Here is a 24,514-nt window from a genome sequence, read left to right as displayed (position 1 = left end):
AGGGCGGCGTGACGAAAGGAGGGGCCTGAAGATGAGCACCACAACCGCTGAATTCGGCGTAGCTGGCATGGCGCATCGCGCATGGTCCTACCTGGCCGTCGCGTCCAACCCCTCGCATACCGCTCATGCCGCCGGCGCAGCTGCCGCCATTGCGGCGCAGCGTAAGCGTCGCGCCAACGCCGCCCCGACGATCGCGTCCGTGGACAGGAGCTTCATCTAGGAAAGCTCCCAGACGAGAGCCTCTGGCCACGGACCCGAAGTCAACGGATCCGTGGCCTTTCTGATTTCAGCAGAAACCTGGTCCCGGATCCCTCTCAACAGAGATAGAGCCATTCGACCAGGAAGCAGGTGAGCGAGACATGTCGACATCGACAGTCCGCCAGGAGAAGCTGCCGGTGTTGCCGTGCCACGTCGGGAATCCCGACTTGTGGTTCGCCGAGAACCCGATGGACCTGGAGCGCGCCAAGGTGCTCTGCGGGGAATGTCCGATCCGGCGGCAATGCCTTGCCGCCGCACTGGATCGCGGTGAGCCCTGGGGTGTCTGGGGCGGCGAGATCATCGAACGGGGCAGCGTCGTGGAGCGCAAGCGGCCGCGCGGGCGTCCACGCAAGGACGTGATCGCGGCCTGAGGTGTCGTCGGTCCCGAACCCGGTTAATGCACGGGTTCGGGTTCGACGAAACCTGGCACCAACTCGGCGGCGAGGGCACGGGTCGGGACGTGGGCGTCGAGCTGGCAGGAGATCGCCACGGTCGACGCGATCACCCGCAGCGGGATCGCCAGCTTCGCCGGCAGATCCATCGACCGGGCGGTCCTGATTTGCGCGGCCGAGACATTCATATTCGCCGCTGCCATCTTCTGCAGCCAGCGGCGGGTGTAGTGGAAGACCTCGACCTCGATCGGTTCCACGTATTGGCGCAGCATGTCGTCGATTTCGCTGGCCGACACCTGCTCACCCTTCTGGATGAAGCCGACCCGTTCCATCGTGGGCAGCAGTTCGTCGTAATTCTTGTCGCGGGCCAGGCAGATGATCTGGCCGATCTCGACGGGCAGCCCGTCCGGCAGCGGACCCACCGCGCCGAAGTCGATGACGCCCATCCGGCCGTCGGGCAGCATCATGAAATTCCCGGGATGCGCGTCGCCGTGCATCATGCCGAGCCGCGACGGGGCATCGAAGGTGAGCTCGATAAGCCTTGTGCCGCAAAGGTCTCGCTCGTCGGGAGTGCCGTCACGGATGATGTGCGCCATCGGCACGCCGTCGATCCACTCGGTGATCATCACCTTGGGCGCGCTGGCCACCACGTGCGGCACGACGAAGTGCGGATGCCCCTCGTAGGCCTTGGCGAAGGCGCGCTGGTTGTCGGCTTCCAGGCGGTAGTCGAGCTCCATCTCGGTGCGCTCGATGAGCTCATCGACCACGCCCTGCACGTCGGCGCCGGGAGCGAGCTGTTTGAACACACTGACCAAGCGCTGCATGGTCTTCAGGTCGGCGCGCAGAGCTTCGTCGGCGCCCGGGTACTGGATCTTGACTGCGACCTCGCGGCCATCGGACCACACGCCCTTGTGCACCTGGCCGATGCTGGCCGACGCGACCGGGGTGTCATCGAACGAGCTGAAGCGCTCACGCCACTTGGTGCCGAGCTGGCCGTCGAGCACCCGGTGCACCTTGGCCGCGGGCAGCGGCGGGGCGTCCTTCTGCAGTTTGGTCAGGGCCTCGCGGTAGGGCTCGCCGAACTCGGCGGGGATCGCGGCTTCCATCACCGACAGCGCCTGGCCGACCTTCATGGCGCCGCCCTTGAGCTCACCGAGCACGGTGAACAACTGGTTGGCGGCCTTCTCCAACAGCTCGGCCTGGACCTCGTCTTTCGACTTGCCGGTCAGTCGTTTGCCAAAGCCCAGCGCCGCCCGGCCGGCAAAGCCGACCGGGATGGACGCCAGCTTGACGTTGCGCGCCGTGCGGCCGCGCTTGATGTCTGCCACGTCCCCATCATCCCTGACGAAGCTGCGCTGGCAACCACCGATGTCAGCATTGGCAGTTCGGATGCCGCGACCAGCGACGAGCCGAGATCGTGTTGCTGTTCACATCGACCTGCAGGGTGGTGTTGAGCGTGGCCGGCGGCGCCCCGGCGGCCTCCTGCCCGCGAACCGCGGTGATGATCTGCTGTAGCTGGGCCAGCGCGACGGCCGCGGTCGCCAGCACGGTCGGCCGGTCGGCGCTGCCGATCACTTCCCGTAGCTGTGCGGCCACCGCCGGCCAGGCCCCGTCGCGGTCGGTGCGGTGCAGGTCCGCGCATGCCAGGCAGCTCGTCACACCGGGGATCACCAGCGGCCCGACCAACCCGGCGCCGTCGCGCACCCGCACCGGCAGGTGCGGCACCCCGGCGGCGTGCAGATCCCGGACCAGCCGGGGGTCGGCGACCAGATAGTCGCTGAGCACCACCATGTCCGCGGTCGCCGCCGACACCGAGGCGTTGGCGTGGCTGGTGTGCGCGAGCCGTGCTCCGGAGCGGCGCAACGCCTCGACCATCAGGTCGGTCAGCGGGCCGCGGCCGTGGACCCGGATCGACAGTGCCCGTGTCGCGGGCTGACGGGCCCGGCCGCGGACCACACCCCGGTTCACCAGGGCTTCGAGGATCTGTTCGATGTGGCCGGCGAGCCCGTGGGTGTCGGCCAGCCGGTGCAGTTCGGTGATGCCGAGCGGAACCTGCATGCCGCGCAGCAGCGCGGCCAGCGCAGCGGGTGTCGCACCATCAGGCGGGCGGACCAGCACGGCGCGGCGGGGATCCCAGCCCACCTGGACCGCGCCGTCGGGTCGCAGTAGCACCGGCATCGCCGAGTCGAGTGCGTAGAGCACCTGCCGACTGTGGCACCGCGAGGGTGCCGGGCGGCTCAGCTATCCACAGGCCCGTCGTCGTGCCCAGGCTTTTTGTCGTCCTCCCCGGACTCCGTCGACTTCTGGAATTCCTCGATCGCGGCGTCGATGTCGATCCCGCTGGTGTCACCGCCGATGATCCGGTCGATGAACCCGGCCGGCTCGTCGAGGTCCGCCGAGTTCGGCAGCAGGTCGGGGTGCTGCCAAACGGCGTCGCGCGCGTCGACGCCGACGGCGTCGGTCAGCCGCTCCCACAGCACGGCGGCTTCGCGCATCTTGCGGGGTCGCAGTTCCAGGCCGACGAGTGTTGCGAAGGTCTGCTCGGCCGGTCCGGCGGTGGCCCGCCGGCGGCGCAGCATCTCCGACAGCGCGGCGGTGCCGGGGATGCGGTCGCCGAGCGCGCCGGTGACCACGGTCTGTACCCAGCCCTCGATCAACGCGAGCAGGGTTTCCAGCCGCTCCAGCGCGGCCGTCTGCTCCGGGGTGGCCTTGGGCTCGAACATGCCCTGGCTCAGCAGCTGTTCCATCGCGGCGGGGTCGGCCAGGGCGGCCGGGTTGAAGCCCTGCGCCAGCTCCTCGATGCCGCTCATGTCGATCTTCATGCCCTTGGCGTAGGCCTCGACGGCGTTGAGCAGCTGGGTGGACAGCCACGGGACATGGCTGAACAGCCGGTGATGGGCGGCCTCGCGGGCGGCCAGGAAGGTCAGGATCTCGCTGCGCGGCTGCTCGAGCCCCTCGGAGAGTGCTTCGATGGCCTCGGGCATCAGCGCGGCGACGCCCTTGGGGCCCAGCGGCAGCCCGATGTCGGTCGAGGTGAGCACTTCGCGGGACAGCTTCCCGAGCGCCTGGCCCAGCTGCGAGCCGAAGGCCATGCCGCCCATCTGGGTCATCATCGCCATCAGCGGACCGGCCATCGCCTTGGCTTCCTCGGGCAACGACGACGCCCACACCGAGCCGATCTGCTCGGCCATCGGGTCGCACAGCCGCTTCCAGGTGTCCAGCGTGCCGTCCACCCAGTCGTTCGGTGTCCACGCGACGGCCTTCGTGGCCCCGGCGGGCAGCGCGGTCGCGCCGTCGAGCCAGGTGTCGGCCAGGTGCACGGCATCGGAGATGGCCGAGCTGGTGGCCGCCGGGATCGGCGCGACGAAACCGATGGAGCTCGAGGCCAGCTGCCGGGCCAGGTCGTAGTTCACCGGGCCCGACGAACCGCCGCCCATCATGTTGCCGCTGCCGCTGAACATCTGGCCGAGCTTGGTGAAGATCTGGCCGAGGTCAGCCATGTTGAACTCGCCGCCGCCGAAGCCGAAGGGGTCGGCGGGGCCCGAGTTGGGGTCCTTTTTCGGCTTGTCTCGGTCGGGGTCGTCTCCCGCGGAGAAGCCGAAGGGCAGGTCAGCCATGCCTCAACCGTACTCACCCCGCGTCGGGGCGGGCCAATTGGCGATCACGCTGTCAGTGAACCGGGCCGGCCGGATCTAGTCTGGGCGGCGTGAACAGGCGGATTCTGACGCTGATGACGGCCTTGGTACCAATCGTCGTCTTCGGTGTGCTGCTGGCGGTCGTGACCGTGCCCTATGTCTCGCTGGGGCCCGGGCCGACCTTCAACACCCTCGGCGAAGTCGACGGCAAGCAGGTGGTGGCCATCAACGGCACCGACACCCACCCCACCTCGGGTCACCTGAACATGACCACCGTCGCCCAACGCGACGGCCTGACGTTGGGGCAGGCGCTGACGCTGTGGGTGTCGGGCCGCGAACAGCTGGTTCCGCGCGATCTGGTGTTCCCGCCGGACAAATCGCGCGAGGAGGTCGAAAAGGATCAGGACTCCGACTTCAAGCGCTCCGAGGACAGTGCGGAGTACGCGGCGCTGGGTTTCCTGAAGTACCCCGAAGCGGTGCGGGTCGAGAACGTCAGCGATCCGGGACCGTCGGCAGGAAAGTTGCAGGCCGGGGACGCCATCGACGCCGTCGACGGTAAGCCGGTAGCGAACATCGCGGAGTTCACCGCGTTGCTCAAGGCCACCAAGCCCGGCCAGGAGATCGTCATCGACTACCGCCGCAAGAACGCCCCGGCCGGCAGTACGCGGATCACGTTGGGCACCAACGCCGACCGCGATTACGGCTATCTCGGGGTGGCCGTGCTCGATGCGCCGTGGGCACCGTTCAGCATCGACTTCAACCTGGCCAACATCGGCGGCCCGTCGGCGGGATTGATGTTCAGCCTGGCCGTCGTCGACAAACTCACCACCGGTGACCTCAACGGATCGAAGTTCATCGCGGGCACCGGAACGATCAACGCGGACGGCAAGGTCGGCCCGATCGGGGGCATCACCCACAAGATGCTGGCCGCGCAGGAAGCCGGGGCCGCGGTGTTCCTGGTGCCCGCCGAGAACTGCGACGAGGCCCGCTCGATGCGCGACGACGACATGGAGCTGGTCAAGGTGGACACCTTGGCCGGGGCCGTCGACTCGCTGCACACGCTGACCTCCGGCGGGCGTCCGCCCAGCTGCTAGCCCGTCGCCGCAGGACAGCACCCGTGCCGGGGTGCGTAGAGTTGTGGCCGTGTTGCTGCAACGGCGCGGCGCGGCCGCCCGACAAGACCCAGGAGCCTGACAGGTGAGTATGCGGCCCGGTGCCCGGATGCCGAAGCTGACCCGGCGCAGCCGGATTCTGATCGGTGTAGCGCTCGCGGTTGTGTTGCTGTTGTTGGTCGGGCCACGGGTGATCGACGCCTACGTGGACTGGTTGTGGTTCGGCGAGCTGGGGTACCGCTCGGTGTTCACCACCGTGCTGCTGACCCGCATCATCGTTTTCCTGGTGGCTGCCGTGCTGGTCGGGGCGATCGTCTTCGCCGGACTGGCGCTGGCCTACCGGACCAGGCCGGTGTTCGTTCCGACCGCGGGGCCCAACGATCCGGTCGCGCGGTACCGCACGGCGGTGATGGCGCGGCTCAAGCTGTTCGGCATCGGGGTGCCCGTGGTGATCGGCGTCTTCTCCGGTGCTATCGCGCAGAGCTACTGGCCGCGGGTGCAGATGTTCCTGCACGGCGGCGACTTCGGGATCACCGACCCGCAGTTCGGCAAGGACCTCGGCTTCTACGCGTTCGATCTGCCGTTCTACCGGCTGGTGCTGTCGTATCTGTTCGCCGCGGTGTTCCTGGCGTTCCTGGCGAACCTGGTCAGCCACTACATCTTCGGTGGCATCCGGCTGGCCGGCCGCAGCGGCGCACTGAGCCGCCCGGCGCGCATCCAGCTGGTCGCGCTGATCGGCACGCTGGTGCTGCTCAAGGCCGTCGCCTACTGGTTCGACCGCTACGAACTGTTGAGCCATACCCGCGGCGGCAAGCCGTTCACCGGCGCCGGCTACACCGACATCAACGCGGTGCTACCGGCCAAGCTGATCCTGATGGCCATCGCGCTGATCTGCGCGGCCGCGGTGTTCTCCGCTCTGGTATTGCGCGACTTGCGCATTCCCGCGATCGGCTTGGTGCTGTTGCTGCTGAGCTCGCTGATCGTCGGGGCGGGCTGGCCGCTGGTCGTCGAGCAGATCAGCGTCAAACCCAATGCGGCGCAGAAGGAAAGCGAATACATCAGTCGCAGTATCGCTGCGACCAGGCAGGCCTACGGCCTGACAAACGACCACGTCACCTACCGCGACTACACCGGAAATGCGCCGGCGACCGCGCAGCAGGTGGCTTCCGACCGGGCCACCACGTCGAATATCCGAGTGCTCGACCCGACGATCATCAGCCCGGCGTTCACCCAGTTCCAGCAGGGTAAGAACTTCTACTACTTCCCCGACCAGCTGTCGATCGACCGCTACCAGGGACCCGACGGCGAACTGCGTGACTACGTCGTCGCCGCGCGTGAACTCAACCCGGACCGGCTGATCGACAACCAGCGGGACTGGATCAACCGGCACACCGTCTATACCCACGGCAACGGCTTCATCGCCTCGCCGGCCAACACGGTGCGCGGAATCGCCAACGACCCCAACCAGAATGGCGGTTATCCGGAGTTCTTGGCCAGCGTCGTCGGCGCCAACGGCAGTGTGGTCTCGCCGGGCCCCGCCCCGCTGGATCAGCCGCGCGTCTACTTCGGCCCGGTGATCTCCAACACCTCGGCCGACTACGCGATCGTCGGCAAGAACGGCAACGACCGCGAATACGACTACGAGACCAACACCGAGACCAAGAACTACACCTACACCGGCAGCGGTGGTGTCCCGGTGGGCAATTGGCTGGCGCGCACGGTATTCGCCGCCAAGTTCGCCGAGCGGAACTTCTTGTTCTCCAACGTGATCGGCTCCAACAGCAAGATCCTGTTCAACCGGGATCCCGCGCAGCGGGTCAAGTCGGTGGCGCCGTGGCTGACCACCGACAGCAGCGTGTATCCGGCGATCGTGAACAAGAAGATGGTGTGGGTCATCGACGGCTACACCACGCTGGACAGCTATCCGTACTCGGAGCTGACGTCGCTGTCGTCGGCCACCGCGGACTCCAACGAGGTGGCGGTCAACCGGCTGGCCCCGGACAAGCAGGTGTCCTACATCCGTAACTCGGTCAAGGCCACCGTCGACGCCTACGACGGCACCGTCACGCTGTATGCGCAGGACGAGACCGACCCGGTGCTGAAGGCGTGGATGGCGGTGTTCCCGGGCACGGTGAAGCCGAAGAGTGAAATCTCGGCGGATCTTGCTGCGCACCTGCGCTATCCGGAGGATCTGTTCAAGATTCAGCGCGGGCTGCTGGCCAAGTACCACGTGGATGACCCGGTGACGTTCTTCTCCACCTCGGACTTCTGGGACGTGCCGCTGGATCCCAACCCGACCGCCAGCAGCTACCAGCCGCCGTACTACATCGTCGCCAAAGATCTTGCCCGCAACGATGATTCGGCGTCATTCCAGCTGACCTCCGCGATGAACCGGTTCCGCCGCGACTACTTGGCCGCCTACATCAGCGCGAGCTCTGATCCCGACACCTACGGCCGCATCACGGTGTTGACGATCCCCGGTCAGGTCAACGGTCCGAAGCTGGCGTTCAACGCGATCAGTACCGATACCGCGGTCAGCCAGGACCTCGGTGTGATCGGTCGCGACAACCAGAACCGAATACGGTGGGGCAATCTGTTGACTCTGCCGGTCGGGCAGGGCGGTCTGATCTACGTCTCGCCGGTGTATGCCTCGCCAGGCAGTAGCGATGCCGCGTCGTCGTATCCGCGGTTGATCCGCGTGGCGATGATGTACAACGACAAGGTCGGCTACGGTCCGACCGTGAGTGCGGCGCTGGACGGCATCTTCGGTGCCGGCGCGGGTGCCACGGCGACCGGTCCCGCCCCGGCGAACCCGCCGGGGGGTCAGCTACCGGGCACGCGTCCGCCGGCGGCTCCCGCCCCGGTGCCGGGCAGCGCCCCGGAGGTTCCGACGCCGATCGCGGCGGTGCCTCCTGCGGGCGTGGCGACAACGCTGTCGGGGCCCAAGGCTGCGGCGCTGCAGGATGTCGAAACCGCGCTGGGTGCCGTGCAGGAAGCCCAAAAGAACGGCAACTTCGCCGAATACGGCGACGCGCTGCAGCGTCTCGACGATGCGATGAAGAAGTACGAAGCCGCCAAGTAGCGCGCCATGCGTGAGTTGGTCGTGCTCGGCACTGCAAGTCAGGTGCCGACGCGCTACCGCAACCACAACGGCTATCTGCTGCGCTGGGACGACGAGGGGCTGTTGTTCGACCCCGGCGAGGGTACTCAGCGGCAGATGACGCTGGCCGGGGTGGCCAGCAGTGCGGTGAACCGGTTGTGCCTCACGCACTTTCACGGCGACCACTGCCTCGGGGTGCCGGGCGTCATCCAGCGGGCGTCGTTGGACCGGGTGGATCATCCGCTCGTCGCGCACTTTCCGGCGTCGGGCGCTGAGTACTTCGCCCGACTGCGGCACGCCTCGATCTTCTGGGACCAAGTCGACGTCCGGGAGGAGCCTGTTACCGCTTCGGGGACGGTCGCGGTCGGTGCGTTCGGAGTGCTCGAGGCGCGGGCGCTGGAGCATTCAACGGACGTGTTCGGCTACCGGCTGATCGAACCCGACGGCCGTCGCTTCGTCCCGGAGTTGTTGTCTCGCTTCGGGATCAGCGGACCTTCTGTGGGCGAGCTGGATCGGGTCGGCGTCTTGCACGTGGGGGACCGGGTCGTCAACGTGGCCGACGTCAGTGAGGTGCGGCCGGGCCAGCGGTTCGCGTTCGTGATGGACACCCGGCTGTGTCGCGGCCTGTACGAGTTGGCCGACGGTGCCGACATGTTGGTGATCGAGGCGACGTTCTTGTCCGAGGACGAGGACTTGGCGCAGCAGTACGGGCATCTGACGGCTCGGCAGGCGGCGCAGGTGGCGGCCGACTGTGGGGTGCGCACGTTGGTGCTGACGCACTTCTCGCAGCGGTATCAGGAGGCTTCTCGGCGATATGCCGACGAGGCTGCCGCGGTGTTCTCCGGCGAGATCGTGGTGGCCGAGGATCTGATGCGGGTGCCGGTGCCTGCGCGCCGTTAGGGAGTGGGCAACCCCACGCGCAGCGCGATGGCCTGCTTCTGCCCGACATTGGTGACGAAGTCGGCGTCCGCGGGCTGACCGGGCAGGCCGTCGAACTCCACCCGCGCCAACATCGAGCCCTGGGTGAACAGCAGGACGGTCACCGACTTCGTGCCGTCGGGGGAGTTGCCCGAGACGACGGTGCCGCCAGTGCCGACGATGGAGGGCCGGGGCGGTCCGGGGTTGACGGACTTGGCCAGGCTGGCCTGCGCCTCGGCGAGGGCGGACGGTCCGGCGGCGGGGCTGTCGAGCGCCACGAGCAGGATGCTGACGGCCTTGGTCTGTTCCTGGTTGACGATCAGCACTTCAGCGCCGGGGCGGCTGTCGGGGTTGGGGGTCGCCGGCTCGGCGACGTAGGCGTCCCCGGTCGCGGAGATGTCGCCGGCCTGCAGCAGCAGCCGGGTGTAGTCGGTCGTGGCGGCGGCGGGTTTGGTGCTCGTTGTCGTGGTCGCGGGCACTGACACACCGGGCAGCGCGGGGATCGAGGCGGCGGGTTTGCCTGTGTTGACGCCGGATTCGTTGTCGCAGCTGCTGATCCCGAGGGCGAGGGCGGCGATCATGGCGATCGCGCCGGCGCGGGTGGCGTGTTGTCGTTTCATCTCCAACGAGCCTGTCGACTTCTCTTGTAAGAAGCAAGTTAAAACCGCTGGCTGTGACGAACGCGATCTCGCTGTGTCGGATGCGCCCGATGGGCCGCGCCAGCGCTGTGAGCAGCCGATTTGGAGCCTCTACTCGACGACCGGTAACGTTGCGTTCACCAACGCGGGGTGGAGCAGCTCGGTAGCTCGCTGGGCTCATAACCCAGAGGTCGCAGGTTCGAATCCTGTCCCCGCTACCAGCGGAAATGGCCCTCAGAGACCTCTCTGAGGGCCATTTTCATGCCATTTGGGAACATATTTGGGAACATAAGACTGTCTAACTACCAGTCTGGAGCAGCCCAAAGGGCCGTCAACAGGCGTTGAATCAGCGGCTTCGGGCTGCGGGACGGTTGTTTGCTAGGGCGGTCAGTACACAGCTCAGCTGCCCGTTTCGGGCGTTGCCGCTGTCCGGCCATTTCCCACAGCTGTGGGTGCGCGTTCGCCTAGCGTTTCTCCATGACATCAACCGAGCAGGTTCAACCGGCAGCATCGATGCCCACGTCCCGCAAGGTGCTGTGCACCGTCTACGCGCTCATCGCGCTGGTTGCGCTGGTGGCGACGTGGAGTCAAACCGTCGCGTACACGCACAGCGGGACCGCCTTCTTCGGTACCTTCTGGCGGGACACCAGGGTCAATGCCGCGTCGCGCAATATCACCGCCGACGCTCTGATGCTCAGTATGTCCGTCGTCATCCTGATGGTGCTGGAAGCCAGGAAGCGCGGCGTGCGATTCGTGTGGCTCTACGTGCTCGGGGGCGTTTTCGTCGCCATCAGTGTGACGGTGCCGCTGTTTTTGATCGCTCGCGAGATTCGGATGGGCTCGGCAGAGCCGCCGCGCCTCCGTCTACTCGATGTGATCCTGTTGGTCGTCGCTGGATCCGGCGCTTTGGCCCTGACTTTCTGGGTCGACATGGGTTGAATGTCGCGGCTGGGATGCAGTGTTAGGCGGTCAGTTCGACGGTGTCTTCGCCGAATTCGGCGACGATGCGCAGCTGCCCGCCCAGCGCGGCGACATACGCCTGAAGCGTGCCCAACTCGGTGTGCGACAGGTCGCCGCTCTCCAGCTTCGAAACGCGGGCCTGAGAGACGCCCATAAGGGCCGCAACGTCGGCTTGGCGGGAGTGGCCCAGCGCCCTCCGGATCTCGGCCAGACGGTGCGCCTGGACGGCCTCACGCATCTCCTCACGCGCCGCTCCGGCCCGCTCGACATCCAGCGCACCCTGCGCGATCGCGTCGGCGCGAATGTCTCGCCAGTTACGCGCCATGGTCATCACCCTCCGTGCTCGGTCGCCAGCCAGCTCTCGAAGCGTGCGTCCGCGACCGGAATGTTCCTGTCGTACCAGCGCTTCCAGTCGCCCGCCTTATCGCCGCCCAGGAGCAGGATCGCCTGCCGAGCCGGGTCGAAGATGAACAGGACGCGGATGCTGGTCCCGGCCGGACGCAACTCCTTCATGCTGTGAACTTCGAGCCGTTCACCTTGTCGACGATCGGCCGGCCCAGTGTCGGCCCCTCCAGCTCCAACAGGTCGATGGCACCGGTGACCGCCGCCATCGCGTGCCTGTCGAGCGTGAAGAACCACTGTTCGACCTCGTCGAGCAGGATCACGTCCCAACGCTTCGACATCAGTATAACCTCTACGTTATATCGTGCGGAGGTAGATTGGCCGGCGCCTCGTCGTCGTCGGTCCAGCTGTCACCGAGCAGAAATGAGGCCGCTTGCTCGGCCGCTTCGCTGTCGTCGTTGTCGAGGACGTGGGCGTAGGTCTCCAGGAAGAATCCGATGTTCGCGTGGCCGATGCGCTCGCTGACGATCTTCGGGCTCACCCCGGCCCGCAGCGCGCCGGTGGCATAGGTGTGGCGTAGATCGTGAAACGTGATGCGGGACAACCCAGCCTTGGCTGTCAGGCGTTCGAAGCGCTGCCGGATCGAATCCGGGTGTGGAGGACGGCCGTCGGGGTAGGTGAACACGAAGTCACCCGGGTGGTAGGCGTCGCCGAAGAATTCCCGCTCGGTGTCCTGGTGGGCGCGCCACTGCCGCAGGGCACCTACTGTCGTCTTGTCGATGGAGATGGTTTGGTCGGCGTTGCGGGTCTTGCCCCCGGCCTTATCGACGACTTGCCCGCCGACGACCACCCGGTTGTCGTGCACGGTCACCTTTCCGGCATCTAGATCGACCGCCGACCATTTGAGTCCGCAGATCTGGCCTCGCCGGATTCCGGTGGTCAACTCCAGGAGGAACAGTGCGGCGAAGCGGTCCTCGCGTGCCGAGGCCAGGAAGGTCCGGATCTCCTCGGGTTTCCAGACTTGTCGGCGGGTGCGTGGGTTGCGGGGCGGCTTGACGTTGCTCGCCGGGTTCTCGGAGATGTATTTCCAGGCGACGGCATCGGCGAGTGCCCGGTGCAGGAACGAATGAATGTTGCGGACGGTCTTGGGGGCCAGGCCTTGCGTGAGGGTCCGGGGAGTCAGGCCCGCCTTGTAACGCCGGACGGCGTCACGCGCGGCGTGGATGGATGTACCGCACGCCGTCGACAGCTCGCGCGGAGTTGGTGGCGGCTTGCCGCTGGCGATCAGCTTCGCCCAATGGGTGTACATCACCGCATCGTTGTTCGGCTTCACCCGGCCCTTGGCCAGCAGCATCGCGTAAAACTGCAGCAGCACCGGCTCATTGAGCACCTGAAGCCGCTCGCCGCCGATGTGGGGGATGACGTACCACCGGGCATAGTCGCTCCAGCTGCGCCACGTGGAGGCGTCAAGTGCCGGTTGCACCACCGTCAGCCAGTCGGTGACGAACTCGCCGATTGTCTGTTGCGACGGCCGCACGATCCGATTGCGGTCGGCATCGCGCATGGCCTCGCGGCAGGCCTCCCATGCTTCGCGCTCGGTGTCGTGGCCGCCCTTGGTCACCCACGGGAACTGGCCGGTCGAGGGATCTCGATGCGGCAGCCGAAACTTGTAGTACCACTTCTCGCCCCGCCGATACACCGAGCCCTTCATCATGCTCCCAACTCGCGCAGGCCTGCGGTTACCACGTAGATGCGTCCGCCGAGCCGACGGACTGGCAGCTCGCCAGAGTGGACGAGCCGGTAGGCCGCGGCACGGCTGATTCCCAGAAGCTTCGCCGCGTGCGGTACCGCGAGGAGCAGGGGAAGTTCGCTGAACACGTTATCTTCCAATGTAATTCACCACCTCTCACCGTGTCGATCGATTTGACCAAGAACGCTGGCAACTGTGGATGGCGCGCGAGTTGGTGACGGTCCGCGGTCGACGGTCGCGGGGCTGGTCCTGCCGAGTTGAGGAGCGCCACGTGCCGTGGCGTGAAGTGAACCTCGCAGTCACCGGCATAACTGACAGCTAAATGCGCTCAGCACCGCTATGCGACGGTCAAATGAAATCGATTCGTAGCTCATGAATTGGTGCAATTTGGCCTGAGACGCAACGGAACTCTATGCAACAGGTCTCGATCGACTTGGGTCAACCCGCGCCGGTTCTTTTCGGTCGGCATCAAGGAACCCGCTGCGAAATCGATAGCGGATCTGCTCGATCACGAATTGTGACGGACGTGGACGATGACCGAGCGGCCCTTATCCCGGCGGACTCTGCGTGCGAATGGGCGTGCTGCCGAAGTGCTGCGACGGTTCCGGCCTGTCGGTCACGATGACGATGTGCCGACCGCCGTCTGGCCCCTCGTCGGTTCCCCGTGCGCGTGGGGGTGCGGGCGTACCTGGCGCCGCACACTGATGCGTTCGCCGGTTGGCGCCTCCGGCGTCGTGCGCGCCGCGCGCGTCACCTTAGCCCTCGCTCGGCGGATGGCTTAGTTCGACGCGAGCAGCGCATCCGGGCGCGATGACGTTCGGCGCCGCGGCACCATCTACGCACCCCTACGACTGCCATCGCCCACATTTTCACTACATCCCTGTAGTCTCAACCACCTCATCACGTTCCGCCTGCTACCGCCGTGTCTCCAAACAGATTGGCTGGCATAGCAACTCGTAGATACTCGCCTGATTTTCCTATGGCACATTTGCACAAGGATGTGCGACATTGTCGGTAGCGAACGGTGCGTTCGCCGCCCGGCGGTACTGAGCCCCGGGCGATTTCGTCCGGGCGGTGATCGACATGCTGACGATTGCCAAGCTGTCGGCCTGGTCGATCAACTACTACAACGACACCGCCCGCGCCGCAGCCGATGCCCAGAAAGTCAGCGGCGGATTGGGGGAGTACTACTCCGAACACGACACCCGCACCCCAGTCTGGTTGTGCGCCGGCGATACCCGCCGCGCGGCCGAACTCGTTGGATTGTCGGACCTCGATCGCGTGGGCGGAGACGCCGATCCCGGCGTCGTCGAGCGGTGGCTGGTCGGCGGTGAAGCACCCAACGGTGCATCGGGTCGTGGGTTCCGAAATGGAAGCGTGCATGGCTTCGATCTAACGTTCTGTGCGCCGAAATCGGTGTCGCTGATCCGCGCAATCCGAGCCGACGACGTGGCAGATAAAGCGATCTCTGACGCGCACGCCACCGCGATCTCCGAGGCGATGGAATACCTTGCGAACCATGCCGGATACACCCGAGTGCACAACCCGGCGACGGGGAAGAAAGACCTCGTTCGGCTTCCCGGCTTGGTTGCGATTGCCTACCAGCACGAGACCTCCCGGGCCGGCGATCCGCACTTGCACACTCACGTCATCGTGCCCAACCGCCAAGCCCGGGGCGACGGTCGATTGGTGTCAATCGACGGCACGTCGCTGTACCACGAAGCGAAGGCCGCCGGAGTCATCTACCAGGCGACGCTGCGCCGTGAACTGCACCTATCCTTGGGTTACGAATGGGTACCCGTCGACCCGTCAAAGGGCGTGGCCGAGGTTGCCGGCATCGACCCGATCAGCATCACCGCATGGTCGCAACGCTCCTCCCAACTGCGCGAGTGGGCAGCCGGAAACCTTGCGGTGAACGAGGGTGGCGAGCCGACGGCATCGCAGCTCGCAGCGGCTCAAAAAGCCACCCGCCCAAGCAAGCCCGAACAACTCGCCTGGGGCGAATTACGAGCCGGATGGCGCACCGACGAACGCGGTCTAGGCATCGATGCGGCAGCGCACCGCAGTGCCCGTCGCGACCGGCTCGCAGCGAGCGGGCCACGGTTCGACCGGCACCGGATCGCCCATGCAGCCGCCACAATCGAGAAGGCCGCATTCACCAGAGCCGACCTCGTCGAGGTCATCGGTGCCCAGTTACCGGTCGACACTGCCCGTGCGCCACGTGAGCTGGTCGAGGAAGCCGTTGACGAGATCGCGGTGCGGCTAACTGCGCCACGCGAGACGCATCAAAGAGAAGGACACGAGCGGTTCACCCTCGACTTGATCCTGGCCGAAGAAGCCGCCGTACTCGACCTGGTCGACGCTCAAGACTCCCGAACAATACTGTGGGGCTTGCAGAGCGACCTCGACGGCTTGTCGCCGGATCAACAACGCGCAGTGGAAAACATCGCCGTGTCGCCGTGGTTGGTACAACCGCTGAGTGCGCCTGCCGGGGCCGGCAAGACGACGTCAATGCGGGCTCTAGTGGCGATGGCGCATCGCCGCCGACACGGGCGAGTGATCGTGTTGGCGCCGACGGGCAACGCGGTCGATGTCGCGGTGCGCGAAGGCGCCGGCGACACCGGCTACACGATCGCCAAAGCACTCTGCGACATCGATAACCAGAGCCTGACACTCGGCCCCAGCGACCTGGTCATAGTCGACGAGGCAGGCATGGTGGGCACTGACGAACTACGCCGCTTGCTGACCGCCACCACGACCGCCGGGGCCAAGACGGTCTTGGTCGGTGATCAGCATCAACTCGCCCCGGTCAAAGCACGCGGCGGCATGTTCGCCCAACTCTGCTCCGATCTGCCCTGGACGCAGAAGCTGTCCGAAGTGTGGCGCATCCGCGACCCCGAAGAGCGTGGCGCCTCACTCGCACTGCGCGACGGCGGACCGGCCCCAGTGCGCCGCGCCATCGAGTGGTACCGCAAGAACGACCGCCTGCATGCCGGCGACGAAGTCACCGTGGCTGCGGAAGCTTTAGATGCCTACCGACGCGACGTCGCGGAGGGCAAAGACAGTCTCCTGGTCTGCGATACCAAGGAGATGGCCGACGCCCTGAATCAACGCGTCCATAACGAGATCATTGACATGAACTCGCCTGCGCTGACCGGAGCACGTGGGCATCAAATCGCCGTCGGCGACCTAATTATCAGCCGTCGCAACGACCCCACCATCGCCGTATTGCACCCCACCGGAATGACTCAGCATGCCGACCCGGTGCGTAACGGAAACCGCTGGCGCGTATACGCCGTTGATCCGGACAACCAGCGCATCGCCGCTTGCCGGCTCAGCGACGGTGCCCGCACGGTCTTCGCCGGTGACTACCTCCACGATCACATCGCCCTCGGCTATGCCATCACCATCCACTCGGCACAGGGAGCCACCGCCGACACCACCCACGCCGTCCTCGGCGAAAATGTCAGGCGTGGCCTCGTCTACGTTGCAATGACCCGCGGCCGAGTCGCCAACACCGCCTACCTCTATGAGCGGGTCACCGGCGATCGCGCTCACGGCCAAATCGAATTTGACCGCACTCATCTCAACGGCCGCCGGGACAGCCAGGAAGCCGCCGACCTCATCTCCGGCATGCTCGCCAGCGACCACCCAGCGATCACTGCACTTGAATATGCCGCCCGTGAGGAAACTGCAGGGCTGCCCGACCGCCTGCGCAAACATCTCGACCGACGAGCCGAGGTCGCCGCTGGCCGAATGCGCCGTTTCAGCTCCCAGACAGGCGCCGACGCCCTTGCTCAGTCAAACAGTCGGGCACGCGATCGACACAACGCCGGGGAGTGCGCGCGGGCGCAGGGAACGGAGCTGTGAGTCGGAAGATCCCTGGCGGCTCGGCCACGGCCTGCCCGGTATAACCAACAAACTGATTGTCCGGAAGGGGCGTTAGTCAGGTCGCTATGGGCGTCCTAGCCAGGCGGCAAGCCTAAAGCTCTTTGTCGCTGCGTTGCCATATCCTCGCACGCAGCTGTCTGAACGAGAGGTACCAAGTGGCAGTCGTTCGCATCCAGGGGAGGATGATGGCAGGGAACAGCCGAGGTTCCGGAACTTTGTCACGGGAGCACCATGGATCTCAGTGAGTTTCAAGAGAAGGCGCAGCAGACCAGCCTGCTGCCCTTGGGTGGCCCTCAGGCGGCCTATCAGCCGCTTCTCGGCCTAGCATTTGAGACCGGCTCTATTCTCAACGTGTACATGCGATATCTACGCGACCGCATCGATCTCGACGAGAGTATCGAACAGCTCACCGAAGAGTTGGGTGACCTGCTCTGGTACGCGGCCGCGGTCGCAACGGCTTCGGGTTTGGATCTTGGTGCAATCGCGGAAGCTAATCTCAAGAGAGCGCGAGATCGTTATCTCCCGCCGGGCCAAGAGCCTGACTTTGCTGATCTGGACCGCTATGACGACGGTTATCCCGAAACGGAGAGATTTCCGAGGCAAATCCAATTCGATTTTACGGAAGTCATAGAGAACGAATCTCCGATTGCGACAATGAAGATCACGGCCGTCGATCCGAATTCCTTTCCCACGGGCCCGGTGCCCCTGGGCGACGGCAAGATGGCCGGCTTTGAGGTGGGTGAGCAGTTGGGCGCATCTCTTACTGATAATTCACATATAGCTGATGGATATCGCTACCACGATGCAATCCATTTCGGATTCATGGCTGTTCTCGGATGGTCGCCAAATTCGCGATCCCTTTTACAACTGAAACGTAGGTCCGACGCGAAGATCGATGAGTGTGAAGATGGTGCGCGGGCGATCTTCGCCGAAGAAGGGCTTGCTGCCATTCTGTCGCGACTCGCTGGCCGACGGATGGGCTACCTAAAGGAAACGACGGTAGACGAAGAGACGGTGCAGATAGCGAGAGCGGCGACCGTTGGCCTCGAAGTCTCGTCAGCTCCAGCATGGCTCTGGAGAAGGGCGATATCGAGTGGATTCAGCGCTATGCGATCTTTGATCGACAACAAAGGAGGTTTCCTTATCGCCGATCTTGACGCCCGCACTCTTACATATTCCAAGTACCCGGCAATGTAGCAGGGCGATTGTCAGAAACATAACGTTTGAAGCGAGGCTTTAAAATGAATGTCGTTGATTTCAGCAAACTGATCGAAGATCTCGATGCGCAGCTTCTGGCGGGCGCCCAGCGTGTCGGCATTCTTGGCCTCACGCCCGAGACGCTAAAAATAGCCCGTCATCTCCACGCAACCGGTATAGCAGATGGCGTCGAATCGGTTTACGTCCCGCGCGGTCAGCTCCAACCGAGTCGCAACCTGCCATTTGCGGTGTGCGCAATAGACGAAATCGGTACTGTAGAGCACGATGTCATTGTTGTCGCCACCGATCGCGACAAAGAGGATCTGCTATTTGAAGCACTGCAATATATTAAGGGCTCGCCAAAGGTCATCGTCGCCGGGTACGGACACCTGAGCTTCCGAGATGCCAGCTTTGAGAAACTTGTCAGCGATTTGATGGTGCCTTCGCTGGCGAACGGTTACCCGAATACGCTGGTTCACTTATACCAATGTCTGGGAAATGCGGCACGCCTCAACCTCCAAGGGGTTGTTGCGGAGTTTGGCGTGTTTAAGGGCGGAACAACGATGTTTTTGTCCAAGACCATTGAGTCGCTCGGGATGAGTTGGCCGATCATCGGGTTCGATACATTCAATGGGTTCCCGCCGCGGCGAAGTCCTCTCGATATGTACGACCATCCAGACTGTGAGTTCACTGACCTAGATGCGGTTACCCAGTACCTCAGTGGCAGGAATATCGAGTTGGTGGCCGGCGACGTCGTAGAGACCGCTCAGATACTCAGCCAGCGGGACATCGTATTGACCTTTATTGATACGGACAACTACACCTCTGCAGTCGCAGCTATAAACGCAGTCAAAGATCGAACCGTTCTTGGCGGCGCGATCGTCTTTGATCATTTCACTGGGGTGGACAAGTTCAGATATACGCTCGGTGAGCGTATGGCTGGCCAACCGCTTTTGGGTGATCCACGGTATTTCAATCTTCATGGCACTGGAGTGTTTTATCGTCAACGTTGAGTGCAGATTGGATTCTAAATAATGCGGCAGCGGCAACCCTTACCAAGGGAAGGTGTTTATGAGTTTTACTGGCGGTTTGCCTATGAACGTCAGAAAGCTTTTGAGCGCCGAGTTGCGGGATGCGAGCCGCCTTGGACATCCGATCCTATTATTAGCGAATTCAAGTTCTGCAATGTTTTCCGCGCCGCCGACCGAGTGAGTCAGTACCTCATAAGTGAGGTTTGTTATCATTGTGAGCCGTGCAGCACCGCGGACAGATTATTTCAGATTGTGGCTTTTCGACTCTTCAGCAAGATCGACACTTGGGACACTGTTCGTGAGTACTTAGGCAGGCAGCCAACACTCGAAGATCTATCAACAGATCGTTTCACAAAGGCGCTTGCTGCCGCTCTTTCGCGGAACGGCAGAATTTACACCGGCGCATTTATCCTTTGCGCAAATGATTCTTACGGGAAGCCCTATAAATATCTGAACCATATCGAACTGCTTCGCCATATGTTCCTGATGGACGATCTAGCGTTTAAAATTCGCGAGTGCTGCACACTGGAAGAACTGTACTGGACGCTACATCAATACCCGCTGATTGGCGACTTTATGGCGTATCAGATTGCCATCGATCTGAATTACAGCGAATTGGTAAACTTCGACGAAGACGACTTCACGCAGCCTGGTCCTGGAGCTCTTCGCGGTATAAAAAAATGCTTCGTCGACGCCGGGGGACTGCAACCTTCCGAGATCATAATGTGGATGGTCGACCACCAGGAAGAGGAATTCGCAAAGCTAGGGTTGGAATTTTCTGGCTTGTGGGGCAGGAGACTTCATGCGATCGACTGCCAGGGCCTATTCTGTGAGACTGATAAGTACTGCAGAGTCGCGGCACCTCAACTTGAAAGCGCGCGTAAGAGAATAAAGGCGAAGTTTTTACCTCAAAGCGATGCGATAGCTTTCTTCTTTCCCCCGAAGTGGGGGTTGAATGAATCAATCTCGGCGCAGAACGCGGTGCAGAAGCCCCTGGACGTCTCGGCTTCGGTCTGCTGAAACTACGGCCGAACCGTAACGACGGCGCGTATGCATCTCTTTTCGTTCAAGCAGACATGGTGTGCATGCGACCGTCGAGCGTATCCATTTTCGACCGCAGTGCACGTGCCACGTCAACCTTCAGCACTTGGCCGATGATTGTCGTGCAGATAATTACGTCTGCTATTTCGGATGCGATGGCCGCATGGTCTAACAGCTTGTCTGGTCTCTGGTATTGGAGGCGCCCGAGGATCGCGGCGTGTAACTCTCCTACCTCTTCGGTCAGTTTGGCAGCCTGGGACAACAGGAAGAGGTCGCTCGACGCCGGCACGTTGATGAAGGCGGCGACCGCACCCGCGTGTTGCCTTGCCCAGCTCGCTAGGTCAGCGAGGCCTAAGTCATCCTCGGCAGCGCTTGCGTCGTTCCGCGGGCCTGTTTCAAGTATTCGCTTCTGTTGTGCCTGTTCGTCCGGCATCATCGGTGTCCACCCTTCGCGCCTGTTATGTTCGGTTGACCCTAAGGCAGACCGCCTGTTAGGCGCACTGTTCACAGCCCACCCGTTTCTGTGGATGGCGGGTCGGTTTTAGGCATCTTTCCTGTTAGCGAACGATCTAAACCCCGTGGTCAGCGCGCTCAGGTCAAGCTAGATGCCTGTGCATAGATTGCTTCCTAGTTACAAGACTGTAATTAGCGAGGTGGCCAATCACACGGGCGTCCATATACGCCCGTTCCCAGAGTCTCTAACCAACGGATCGTCGACTCAACGAGCTCAGTTGGGAAGGCGCAACGATGGAAGGGCCGGTCGTGGACAATATCGACGCCGTAAGAAGAACGTAGAGAGGCCGGAATCGGGGGCGCTTGGTCGCCGAAGTATACGAATTGGCGCGCGATCAGAACTCTGTCGCTCTTTGTATCGCGTCGGATATGCCCGGGGTTTGGAGTGCCGTCTGGAAAGCTGTGGCGCGAGTCGGCCTGGATCCATTTACCATCTGCGTCGTGGTGATAAATGTTGTCACCGAAGGCCCATTTTAGACTCGCGTGCATATCTGGCTTCTTGTTTAAGAAGCGGTCATCGGTCCAATATTGATCGTAGGTGACAATCTCGTCGATGCACATGGCGTATATAAGATGCCCGTCGAGCGACTTAGCCTTTGATCCTGTTCCTAACAGCCAGTCGCCGACCTTAGCTTTCGAACGTATCTCCTGCTTGCACGTCGCGAGTGTGCAGTAGCCGTGAAATGGATTTGGCGCAAACCCAATATCGAAACGAAGGATATAGCTGTAGATGGTCAAGGTATCGTGGAGTTGTCAGCACTTCGCGCGAGGAATGTTGCGCGCTGGCCGCTGGGTACCATCGGGCGTTTCCCACTTATCAGACCCATTGAGTGCGTCAATGATAGCTTGACTGTTCCAACCCACGATTGCGTCGGCATACTCTTCTAGCGCGGTTGGGACATCGCATTCAGCGGCTCCAGGCGCCCACACGCCAATTATTCGCTTGTCTGGAAATCTGTTGGCATACTCGATCTCCCAGTCTACCCACTCGTGGTTCTTGGTCTCCGGCGAAACTAGAACAATGATTTTTCCAGAACGCTGTATGCGATCCGCAAGGATGGATTTAATGTATGATTCGGCCGTCGCATTATTAGGAATTGCGCTATTGACAGAGGAGTCACGGATCGCGCATCCATTTTTGGCGAGGAGGGCCTTGAGCTCTCCCAACAAGCGGTCATCTTCATGGCGATGACTGATGAAGACGTTGTGTACTGTCGCCACGCTGTGCCTCCTTCCTGCTGCTCCAAAGCGTACATCGGAGGACCGACAGAACCTGGCTCGAAGCGTGCGTTCCGCACAGCGCTCGTAGGCTTAGGCGATGGCTCTTCCACCGATCCTCGATGTGTTTGTTGTTTGGCATCCTGACGATCCTTTGGGCGAGGTAGTGCTCGACTGGTTGACCAACCACTTTCATAGCCCGGCCTTTGCTGGCTTGGCGGGCGGTGCTGTCGAGGTTTATGGCCGATCTACCGGTTGGGATGTACCGGGATCGGCACCCAGACCACTTGGTTTAGACGGGTCTTTGGTGGGTGTATTGCCGAGTGCGCAGTTCAACGCCATAGTCCCCGTTGTCAGCACTCCGATGGCACGCGCTTACCGCGACGATCCATCGTGGACGGCATACATTGACTACATCCGATCTGCAGAGGGCTTGAAGGGTGTGGGCGTCTACCCACTACGGAGCCCTCAATCGCAAATCGCCGGCTCCGGTCTAGACGCGGCCCTAGGCTCGATCCAGGCGCTGCCGGCAGGAAGCGTAACGAGTGCAGGCGTGCTCGGACGGGAACTGAGTCAGGCCATTGCTCAGCGGATCGGGCCTAGCGACGGTCTGACAGACCGCATTCGCGTCTTCGTGAGTCACACGAAGCATGACTCGCTCGAAGAGGCGGATCAGGATGGTCCGGCTTTATTCGAAGCGGTACGCCAGGTAATTGCGGAAACCCGATTGGCAGCCTTCTTTGATGCGCAAGACCTCCAGTCGGGCTCCGATTGGGAACGAGAACTCGATGCGAATGCCGAGAACTGCGCCCTACTAATGGTGCGGACTGATAAATATTCTTCGCGTGAGTGGACGCAGAGAGAGGTATTAGCGGCGAAACGACACGACGTGCCGATTGTGGGCATGTACGCCTTGACGGTGGGTGAGGAGCGTGGATCGTTTTTGATGGACCACGTGCCTTCATTGCCGTGCAATGTGCTGCAGTCCCATTCTGATATCGAACACGCATTGAATCGTCTCGTTGATGAGGCACTTAAGCGGGTCCTTTGGTTAGCGCAGACCACGTATCTCCAGGACGATGGTTTCGACTGGACACCGGTTCACTCCCCGGAACCCGTCACGCTTGTTCCTTGGCTTGGGGCGCATAAAGTGGAGCAGCCAGACGATTGCCATCTTTGGATCATTCATCCGGACCCTCCCTTGGGGCCGAAAGAACGTGATGTTGTCATCGAGTTGTGCTCACTAGCAGGCTTTAACGAGAACGTCGATGTTCTGACTCCGCGGACGTTTGCGGCACGCGGCGGACGGCTGCACAAGTGACTGACCCCACGCTCGTTCCCGACAACGCATTAAGCGGAATTCGCGTAGCGATGTCCGTATCTGAAAGCGCGGATCTATCCCGATTGGGGTTAACGGCGGCGCACCTCAACCTGGTAGTTGCAGAGCTTTCACGTGCTGTCATCATAAGCGGCGGAATTATTGCCTACGGCGGCCGGCTTCGGCCTGGGGGTTTTACCGACGTAATTATGAATGAAGTGCGACGGTACGGTGACGGGCGTCATGCGCTCGAAATATATGTGCCTGAACCAGAGTATCGCGACATACCCGTCGATGACCTCCGCAACATCGACTCGCGTTTGGGAACCTCAGGCAGCTTAAAGCTTGTTTCATCAGATGGAAAAGTCCTGGCGGTATCAAGTCTTGATGCGGCGGAGCCTTCGGGTCTAGCGGATGCGGCGGCGCTATCGGCTATGCGCCGGAGTGTGTCCCAGTTATCAAATGCGCGGATCTTGGTGGGCGGGAAGTTGTCCGATTTCGCTGGCTCGGAGCCCGGCGTGATAGAGGAAGCCCGACTTACGCTTGAAGCCTCAAAGCCCGTCTATGTCGCGGGCGGCTTTGGCGGGGCAGCTTCTGCGATAGCTCAGGCGTTGGCATTCGACAACTTCGAATGGGCGCCGAAGGGGTTCCCATACGGCGCTGAGTCGTTCGGGGTGAATGACGCTTTGGAACGGCTCCGCGCGACGTTCGACGCGTGGACGGGCTCTGATGGCCTGACGTCGCACGAGCGAAGAGTTTTGGCTATAAGCCACCGCCCCGGTGACATTGCTTCGCTCGCTGTTCGCGGCCTTGCGCGCGTTGCGTGAACGAAGCCCCCTGAGGTCCCCCGGTCCCAGTCCGGCACTGGCGCAGCCTCTTCAGAGCCGACAGAACCTTGATATCGAGGGATTCTGGTCAACCTCTGAGAGCGGGTGGGCGCTGCGCCGTCGAGGCTTCGCGAGCCGCGGCGGCGAGGAGATTTAGCTGATCACGGACAGTAGTGGAACGTCTGCGTGAGGACCCCATCTCACAGCAAAGATTTAGTCGTGTTTGCCGGCGCCGACCGACTCTGTCCCGACTTAGGACATTTGGCTTAGTACCCCGTTTTGATCCCGAGTGAGTCGAGAATGTGGCGTTGATGTGGGGGAATGTGTGGCGGGAAGGTTTGGGTGGTGCCGTTGATGGTGATCGTGGCGCTAC

22 protein-coding genes, 1 tRNA gene and 1 pseudogene are annotated in these 24,514 nt (G+C 62.9%); 13 read left to right on the top strand and 11 right to left on the bottom strand.

Annotated features, from left to right (window positions below; genetic code table 11):
* Positions 1-31: 31 nt before the first annotated feature.
* On the top strand, positions 32-220 hold the full coding sequence (locus tag HPC46_RS04970; protein ID WP_179467418.1) for a hypothetical protein: 189 nt from the start codon (positions 32-34) through the stop codon (positions 218-220).
* 139 nt (positions 221-359) lie between these two features.
* Positions 360-629, top strand: a complete 270-nt coding sequence (locus tag HPC46_RS04965; protein WP_179467416.1) for a WhiB family transcriptional regulator — start codon at positions 360-362, stop codon at positions 627-629.
* Between the two features lie 23 nt (positions 630-652).
* Here the strand turns inward: HPC46_RS04965 and HPC46_RS04960 are convergent, their stop codons facing one another.
* From HPC46_RS04960 to HPC46_RS04950, 3 genes are read right to left on the bottom strand one after another with little or no spacing between them, the layout of a single operon-like run.
* Positions 653-2,020: a macrolide-binding ATPase MABP-1 gene (locus HPC46_RS04960; protein ID WP_179467828.1), complete on the bottom strand. Its 1,368-nt coding sequence runs from the start codon at positions 2,018-2,020 to the stop codon at positions 653-655.
* A 1-nt stretch (position 2,021) separates the two neighbouring features.
* On the bottom strand, positions 2,022-2,828 hold the full coding sequence (locus HPC46_RS04955) for a TOMM precursor leader peptide-binding protein (protein WP_179467826.1): 807 nt from the start codon (positions 2,826-2,828) through the stop codon (positions 2,022-2,024).
* 59 nt (positions 2,829-2,887) lie between these two features.
* A complete protein-coding gene (locus tag HPC46_RS04950) occupies positions 2,888-4,267 on the bottom strand; it encodes a zinc-dependent metalloprotease (protein WP_179467414.1) in 1,380 nt (459 codons plus the stop codon).
* An 89-nt stretch (positions 4,268-4,356) separates the two neighbouring features.
* Between HPC46_RS04950 and HPC46_RS04945 the strand changes: the two genes are divergently transcribed.
* The 3 genes from HPC46_RS04945 to HPC46_RS04935 all read left to right on the top strand — a co-directional run bounded on the left by HPC46_RS04945 (position 4,357) and on the right by HPC46_RS04935 (position 9,397).
* Complete coding sequence (locus HPC46_RS04945; protein WP_179467412.1) at positions 4,357-5,379, top strand: YlbL family protein; 1,023 nt, start codon at positions 4,357-4,359, stop codon at positions 5,377-5,379.
* A 103-nt stretch (positions 5,380-5,482) separates the two neighbouring features.
* Positions 5,483-8,479: a UPF0182 family protein gene (locus tag HPC46_RS04940; RefSeq protein WP_179467410.1), complete on the top strand. Its 2,997-nt coding sequence runs from the start codon at positions 5,483-5,485 to the stop codon at positions 8,477-8,479.
* A gap of 6 nt (positions 8,480-8,485) precedes the next feature.
* Positions 8,486-9,397, top strand: a complete 912-nt coding sequence (locus HPC46_RS04935) for a ribonuclease Z (RefSeq protein WP_179467408.1) — start codon at positions 8,486-8,488, stop codon at positions 9,395-9,397.
* Here HPC46_RS04935 and HPC46_RS04930 read toward each other — a convergent pair.
* The gene (locus HPC46_RS04930) at positions 9,394-10,035 is read right to left on the bottom strand and encodes a hypothetical protein (RefSeq protein ID WP_179467406.1); all 642 of its coding nucleotides are present in this window, start codon (positions 10,033-10,035) and stop codon (positions 9,394-9,396) included. The genes HPC46_RS04935 and HPC46_RS04930 overlap by 4 nt on opposite strands.
* 162 nt (positions 10,036-10,197) lie before the next feature.
* On the opposite strand from HPC46_RS04930, the gene HPC46_RS04925 reads away from it, so the two are divergent.
* Positions 10,198-10,274, top strand: a tRNA-Met gene (locus HPC46_RS04925).
* A 256-nt stretch (positions 10,275-10,530) separates the two neighbouring features.
* The gene (locus tag HPC46_RS04920) at positions 10,531-10,992 is read left to right on the top strand and encodes a DUF2834 domain-containing protein (RefSeq protein ID WP_117427757.1); all 462 of its coding nucleotides are present in this window, start codon (positions 10,531-10,533) and stop codon (positions 10,990-10,992) included.
* 22 nt (positions 10,993-11,014) lie between these two features.
* On the opposite strand, the gene HPC46_RS04915 is transcribed toward HPC46_RS04920, so the two are convergent.
* The 4 genes and pseudogenes from HPC46_RS04915 to HPC46_RS04900 all read right to left on the bottom strand — a co-directional run bounded on the left by HPC46_RS04915 (position 11,015) and on the right by HPC46_RS04900 (position 13,233).
* Positions 11,015-11,344, bottom strand: coding sequence for a type II toxin-antitoxin system RelB family anti-toxin (locus tag HPC46_RS04915; protein ID WP_179467404.1), 330 nt, complete (start codon positions 11,342-11,344; stop codon positions 11,015-11,017).
* A pseudogene (locus HPC46_RS04910) lies at positions 11,344-11,696 on the bottom strand (type II toxin-antitoxin system RelE/ParE family toxin). Before HPC46_RS04910 ends, HPC46_RS04915 begins: the two are co-directional and overlap by 1 nt.
* Positions 11,697-11,707: 11 nt before the next feature.
* Positions 11,708-13,069, bottom strand: coding sequence for a site-specific integrase (locus HPC46_RS04905; protein ID WP_233716231.1), 1,362 nt, complete (start codon positions 13,067-13,069; stop codon positions 11,708-11,710).
* Positions 13,066-13,233, bottom strand: coding sequence for a helix-turn-helix domain-containing protein (locus HPC46_RS04900; RefSeq protein WP_325096577.1), 168 nt, complete (start codon positions 13,231-13,233; stop codon positions 13,066-13,068). The genes HPC46_RS04905 and HPC46_RS04900 overlap by 4 nt, the downstream gene beginning before the upstream one ends.
* Before the next feature lie 955 nt (positions 13,234-14,188).
* On the opposite strand from HPC46_RS04900, the gene mobF reads away from it, so the two are divergent.
* The 4 genes from mobF (at position 14,189) to HPC46_RS04880 (ending at position 20,244) form a co-directional block, all read left to right on the top strand.
* Entirely contained in the window at positions 14,189-16,975 is a 2,787-nt protein-coding gene (mobF, locus tag HPC46_RS04895) for a MobF family relaxase (RefSeq protein ID WP_179467402.1), read from the top strand.
* 252 nt (positions 16,976-17,227) lie between these two features.
* Positions 17,228-18,193, top strand: a complete 966-nt coding sequence (locus HPC46_RS04890; protein ID WP_179467400.1) for a nucleoside triphosphate pyrophosphohydrolase family protein — start codon at positions 17,228-17,230, stop codon at positions 18,191-18,193.
* A 44-nt stretch (positions 18,194-18,237) separates the two neighbouring features.
* Positions 18,238-19,206, top strand: a complete 969-nt coding sequence (locus HPC46_RS04885) for a TylF/MycF/NovP-related O-methyltransferase (RefSeq protein WP_179467398.1) — start codon at positions 18,238-18,240, stop codon at positions 19,204-19,206.
* Between the two features lie 21 nt (positions 19,207-19,227).
* The gene (locus HPC46_RS04880; protein ID WP_179467396.1) at positions 19,228-20,244 is read left to right on the top strand and encodes a nucleotide kinase domain-containing protein; all 1,017 of its coding nucleotides are present in this window, start codon (positions 19,228-19,230) and stop codon (positions 20,242-20,244) included.
* A gap of 46 nt (positions 20,245-20,290) precedes the next feature.
* Here HPC46_RS04880 and HPC46_RS04875 read toward each other — a convergent pair whose 3' ends face one another.
* From HPC46_RS04875 to HPC46_RS04865, 3 genes are all read right to left on the bottom strand, one after another.
* Positions 20,291-20,701 carry a hypothetical protein gene (locus HPC46_RS04875; protein ID WP_179467394.1) on the bottom strand — a complete coding sequence of 137 codons (411 nt, stop codon included), beginning with the start codon at positions 20,699-20,701 and terminating at the stop codon, positions 20,291-20,293.
* 209 nt (positions 20,702-20,910) lie between these two features.
* Positions 20,911-21,516, bottom strand: coding sequence for an Nmad2 family putative nucleotide modification protein (locus tag HPC46_RS04870; protein WP_179467392.1), 606 nt, complete (start codon positions 21,514-21,516; stop codon positions 20,911-20,913).
* A 15-nt stretch (positions 21,517-21,531) separates the two neighbouring features.
* Complete coding sequence (locus HPC46_RS04865) at positions 21,532-21,999, bottom strand: TIR domain-containing protein (protein ID WP_179467390.1); 468 nt, start codon at positions 21,997-21,999, stop codon at positions 21,532-21,534.
* A gap of 97 nt (positions 22,000-22,096) precedes the next feature.
* Here HPC46_RS04865 and HPC46_RS04860 point away from each other — a divergent pair, with 97 nt between their 5' ends.
* Entirely contained in the window at positions 22,097-23,317 is a 1,221-nt protein-coding gene (locus HPC46_RS04860) for a toll/interleukin-1 receptor domain-containing protein (RefSeq protein WP_179467388.1), read from the top strand.
* A complete protein-coding gene (locus HPC46_RS04855; protein ID WP_179467386.1) occupies positions 23,314-24,141 on the top strand; it encodes a hypothetical protein in 828 nt (275 codons plus the stop codon). Before HPC46_RS04860 ends, HPC46_RS04855 begins: the two co-directional genes overlap by 4 nt.
* Positions 24,142-24,514 lie beyond the last annotated feature (373 nt).

This window comes from Mycolicibacterium vinylchloridicum (assembly GCF_013404075.1).
Classification (GTDB): Bacteria; Actinomycetota; Actinomycetes; order Mycobacteriales; family Mycobacteriaceae; genus Mycobacterium; species Mycobacterium vinylchloridicum.
Note: the sequence above shows the minus strand (reverse complement) of the source record. Positions and strands in the feature narration are given on the sequence as shown.

Excerpts from the sequence above, each read along its gene's own strand:
- HPC46_RS04970 (WP_179467418.1), top strand. The coding sequence starts at position 32 with ATGAGCACCACAACCGCTGAATTCGGCGTAGCTGGCATGGCGCATCGC.
- HPC46_RS04965 (WP_179467416.1), top strand. The coding sequence starts at position 360 with ATGTCGACATCGACAGTCCGCCAGGAGAAGCTGCCGGTGTTGCCGTGC.
- HPC46_RS04955 (WP_179467826.1), bottom strand. The coding sequence starts at position 2,828 with ATGCCGGTGCTACTGCGACCCGACGGCGCGGTCCAGGTGGGCTGGGAT.
- HPC46_RS04950 (WP_179467414.1), bottom strand. The coding sequence starts at position 4,267 with ATGGCTGACCTGCCCTTCGGCTTCTCCGCGGGAGACGACCCCGACCGA.
- HPC46_RS04935 (WP_179467408.1), top strand. The coding sequence starts at position 8,486 with ATGCGTGAGTTGGTCGTGCTCGGCACTGCAAGTCAGGTGCCGACGCGC.
- HPC46_RS04930 (WP_179467406.1), bottom strand. The coding sequence starts at position 10,035 with ATGAAACGACAACACGCCACCCGCGCCGGCGCGATCGCCATGATCGCC.
- HPC46_RS04920 (WP_117427757.1), top strand. The coding sequence starts at position 10,531 with ATGACATCAACCGAGCAGGTTCAACCGGCAGCATCGATGCCCACGTCC.
- HPC46_RS04915 (WP_179467404.1), bottom strand. The coding sequence starts at position 11,344 with ATGACCATGGCGCGTAACTGGCGAGACATTCGCGCCGACGCGATCGCG.
- HPC46_RS04905 (WP_233716231.1), bottom strand. The coding sequence starts at position 13,069 with ATGATGAAGGGCTCGGTGTATCGGCGGGGCGAGAAGTGGTACTACAAG.
- mobF (WP_179467402.1), top strand. The coding sequence starts at position 14,189 with ATGCTGACGATTGCCAAGCTGTCGGCCTGGTCGATCAACTACTACAAC.
- HPC46_RS04890 (WP_179467400.1), top strand. The coding sequence starts at position 17,228 with ATGGATCTCAGTGAGTTTCAAGAGAAGGCGCAGCAGACCAGCCTGCTG.
- HPC46_RS04885 (WP_179467398.1), top strand. The coding sequence starts at position 18,238 with ATGAATGTCGTTGATTTCAGCAAACTGATCGAAGATCTCGATGCGCAG.
- HPC46_RS04880 (WP_179467396.1), top strand. The coding sequence starts at position 19,228 with ATGCGGCAGCGGCAACCCTTACCAAGGGAAGGTGTTTATGAGTTTTAC.
- HPC46_RS04875 (WP_179467394.1), bottom strand. The coding sequence starts at position 20,701 with ATGATGCCGGACGAACAGGCACAACAGAAGCGAATACTTGAAACAGGC.
- HPC46_RS04860 (WP_179467388.1), top strand. The coding sequence starts at position 22,097 with ATGGCTCTTCCACCGATCCTCGATGTGTTTGTTGTTTGGCATCCTGAC.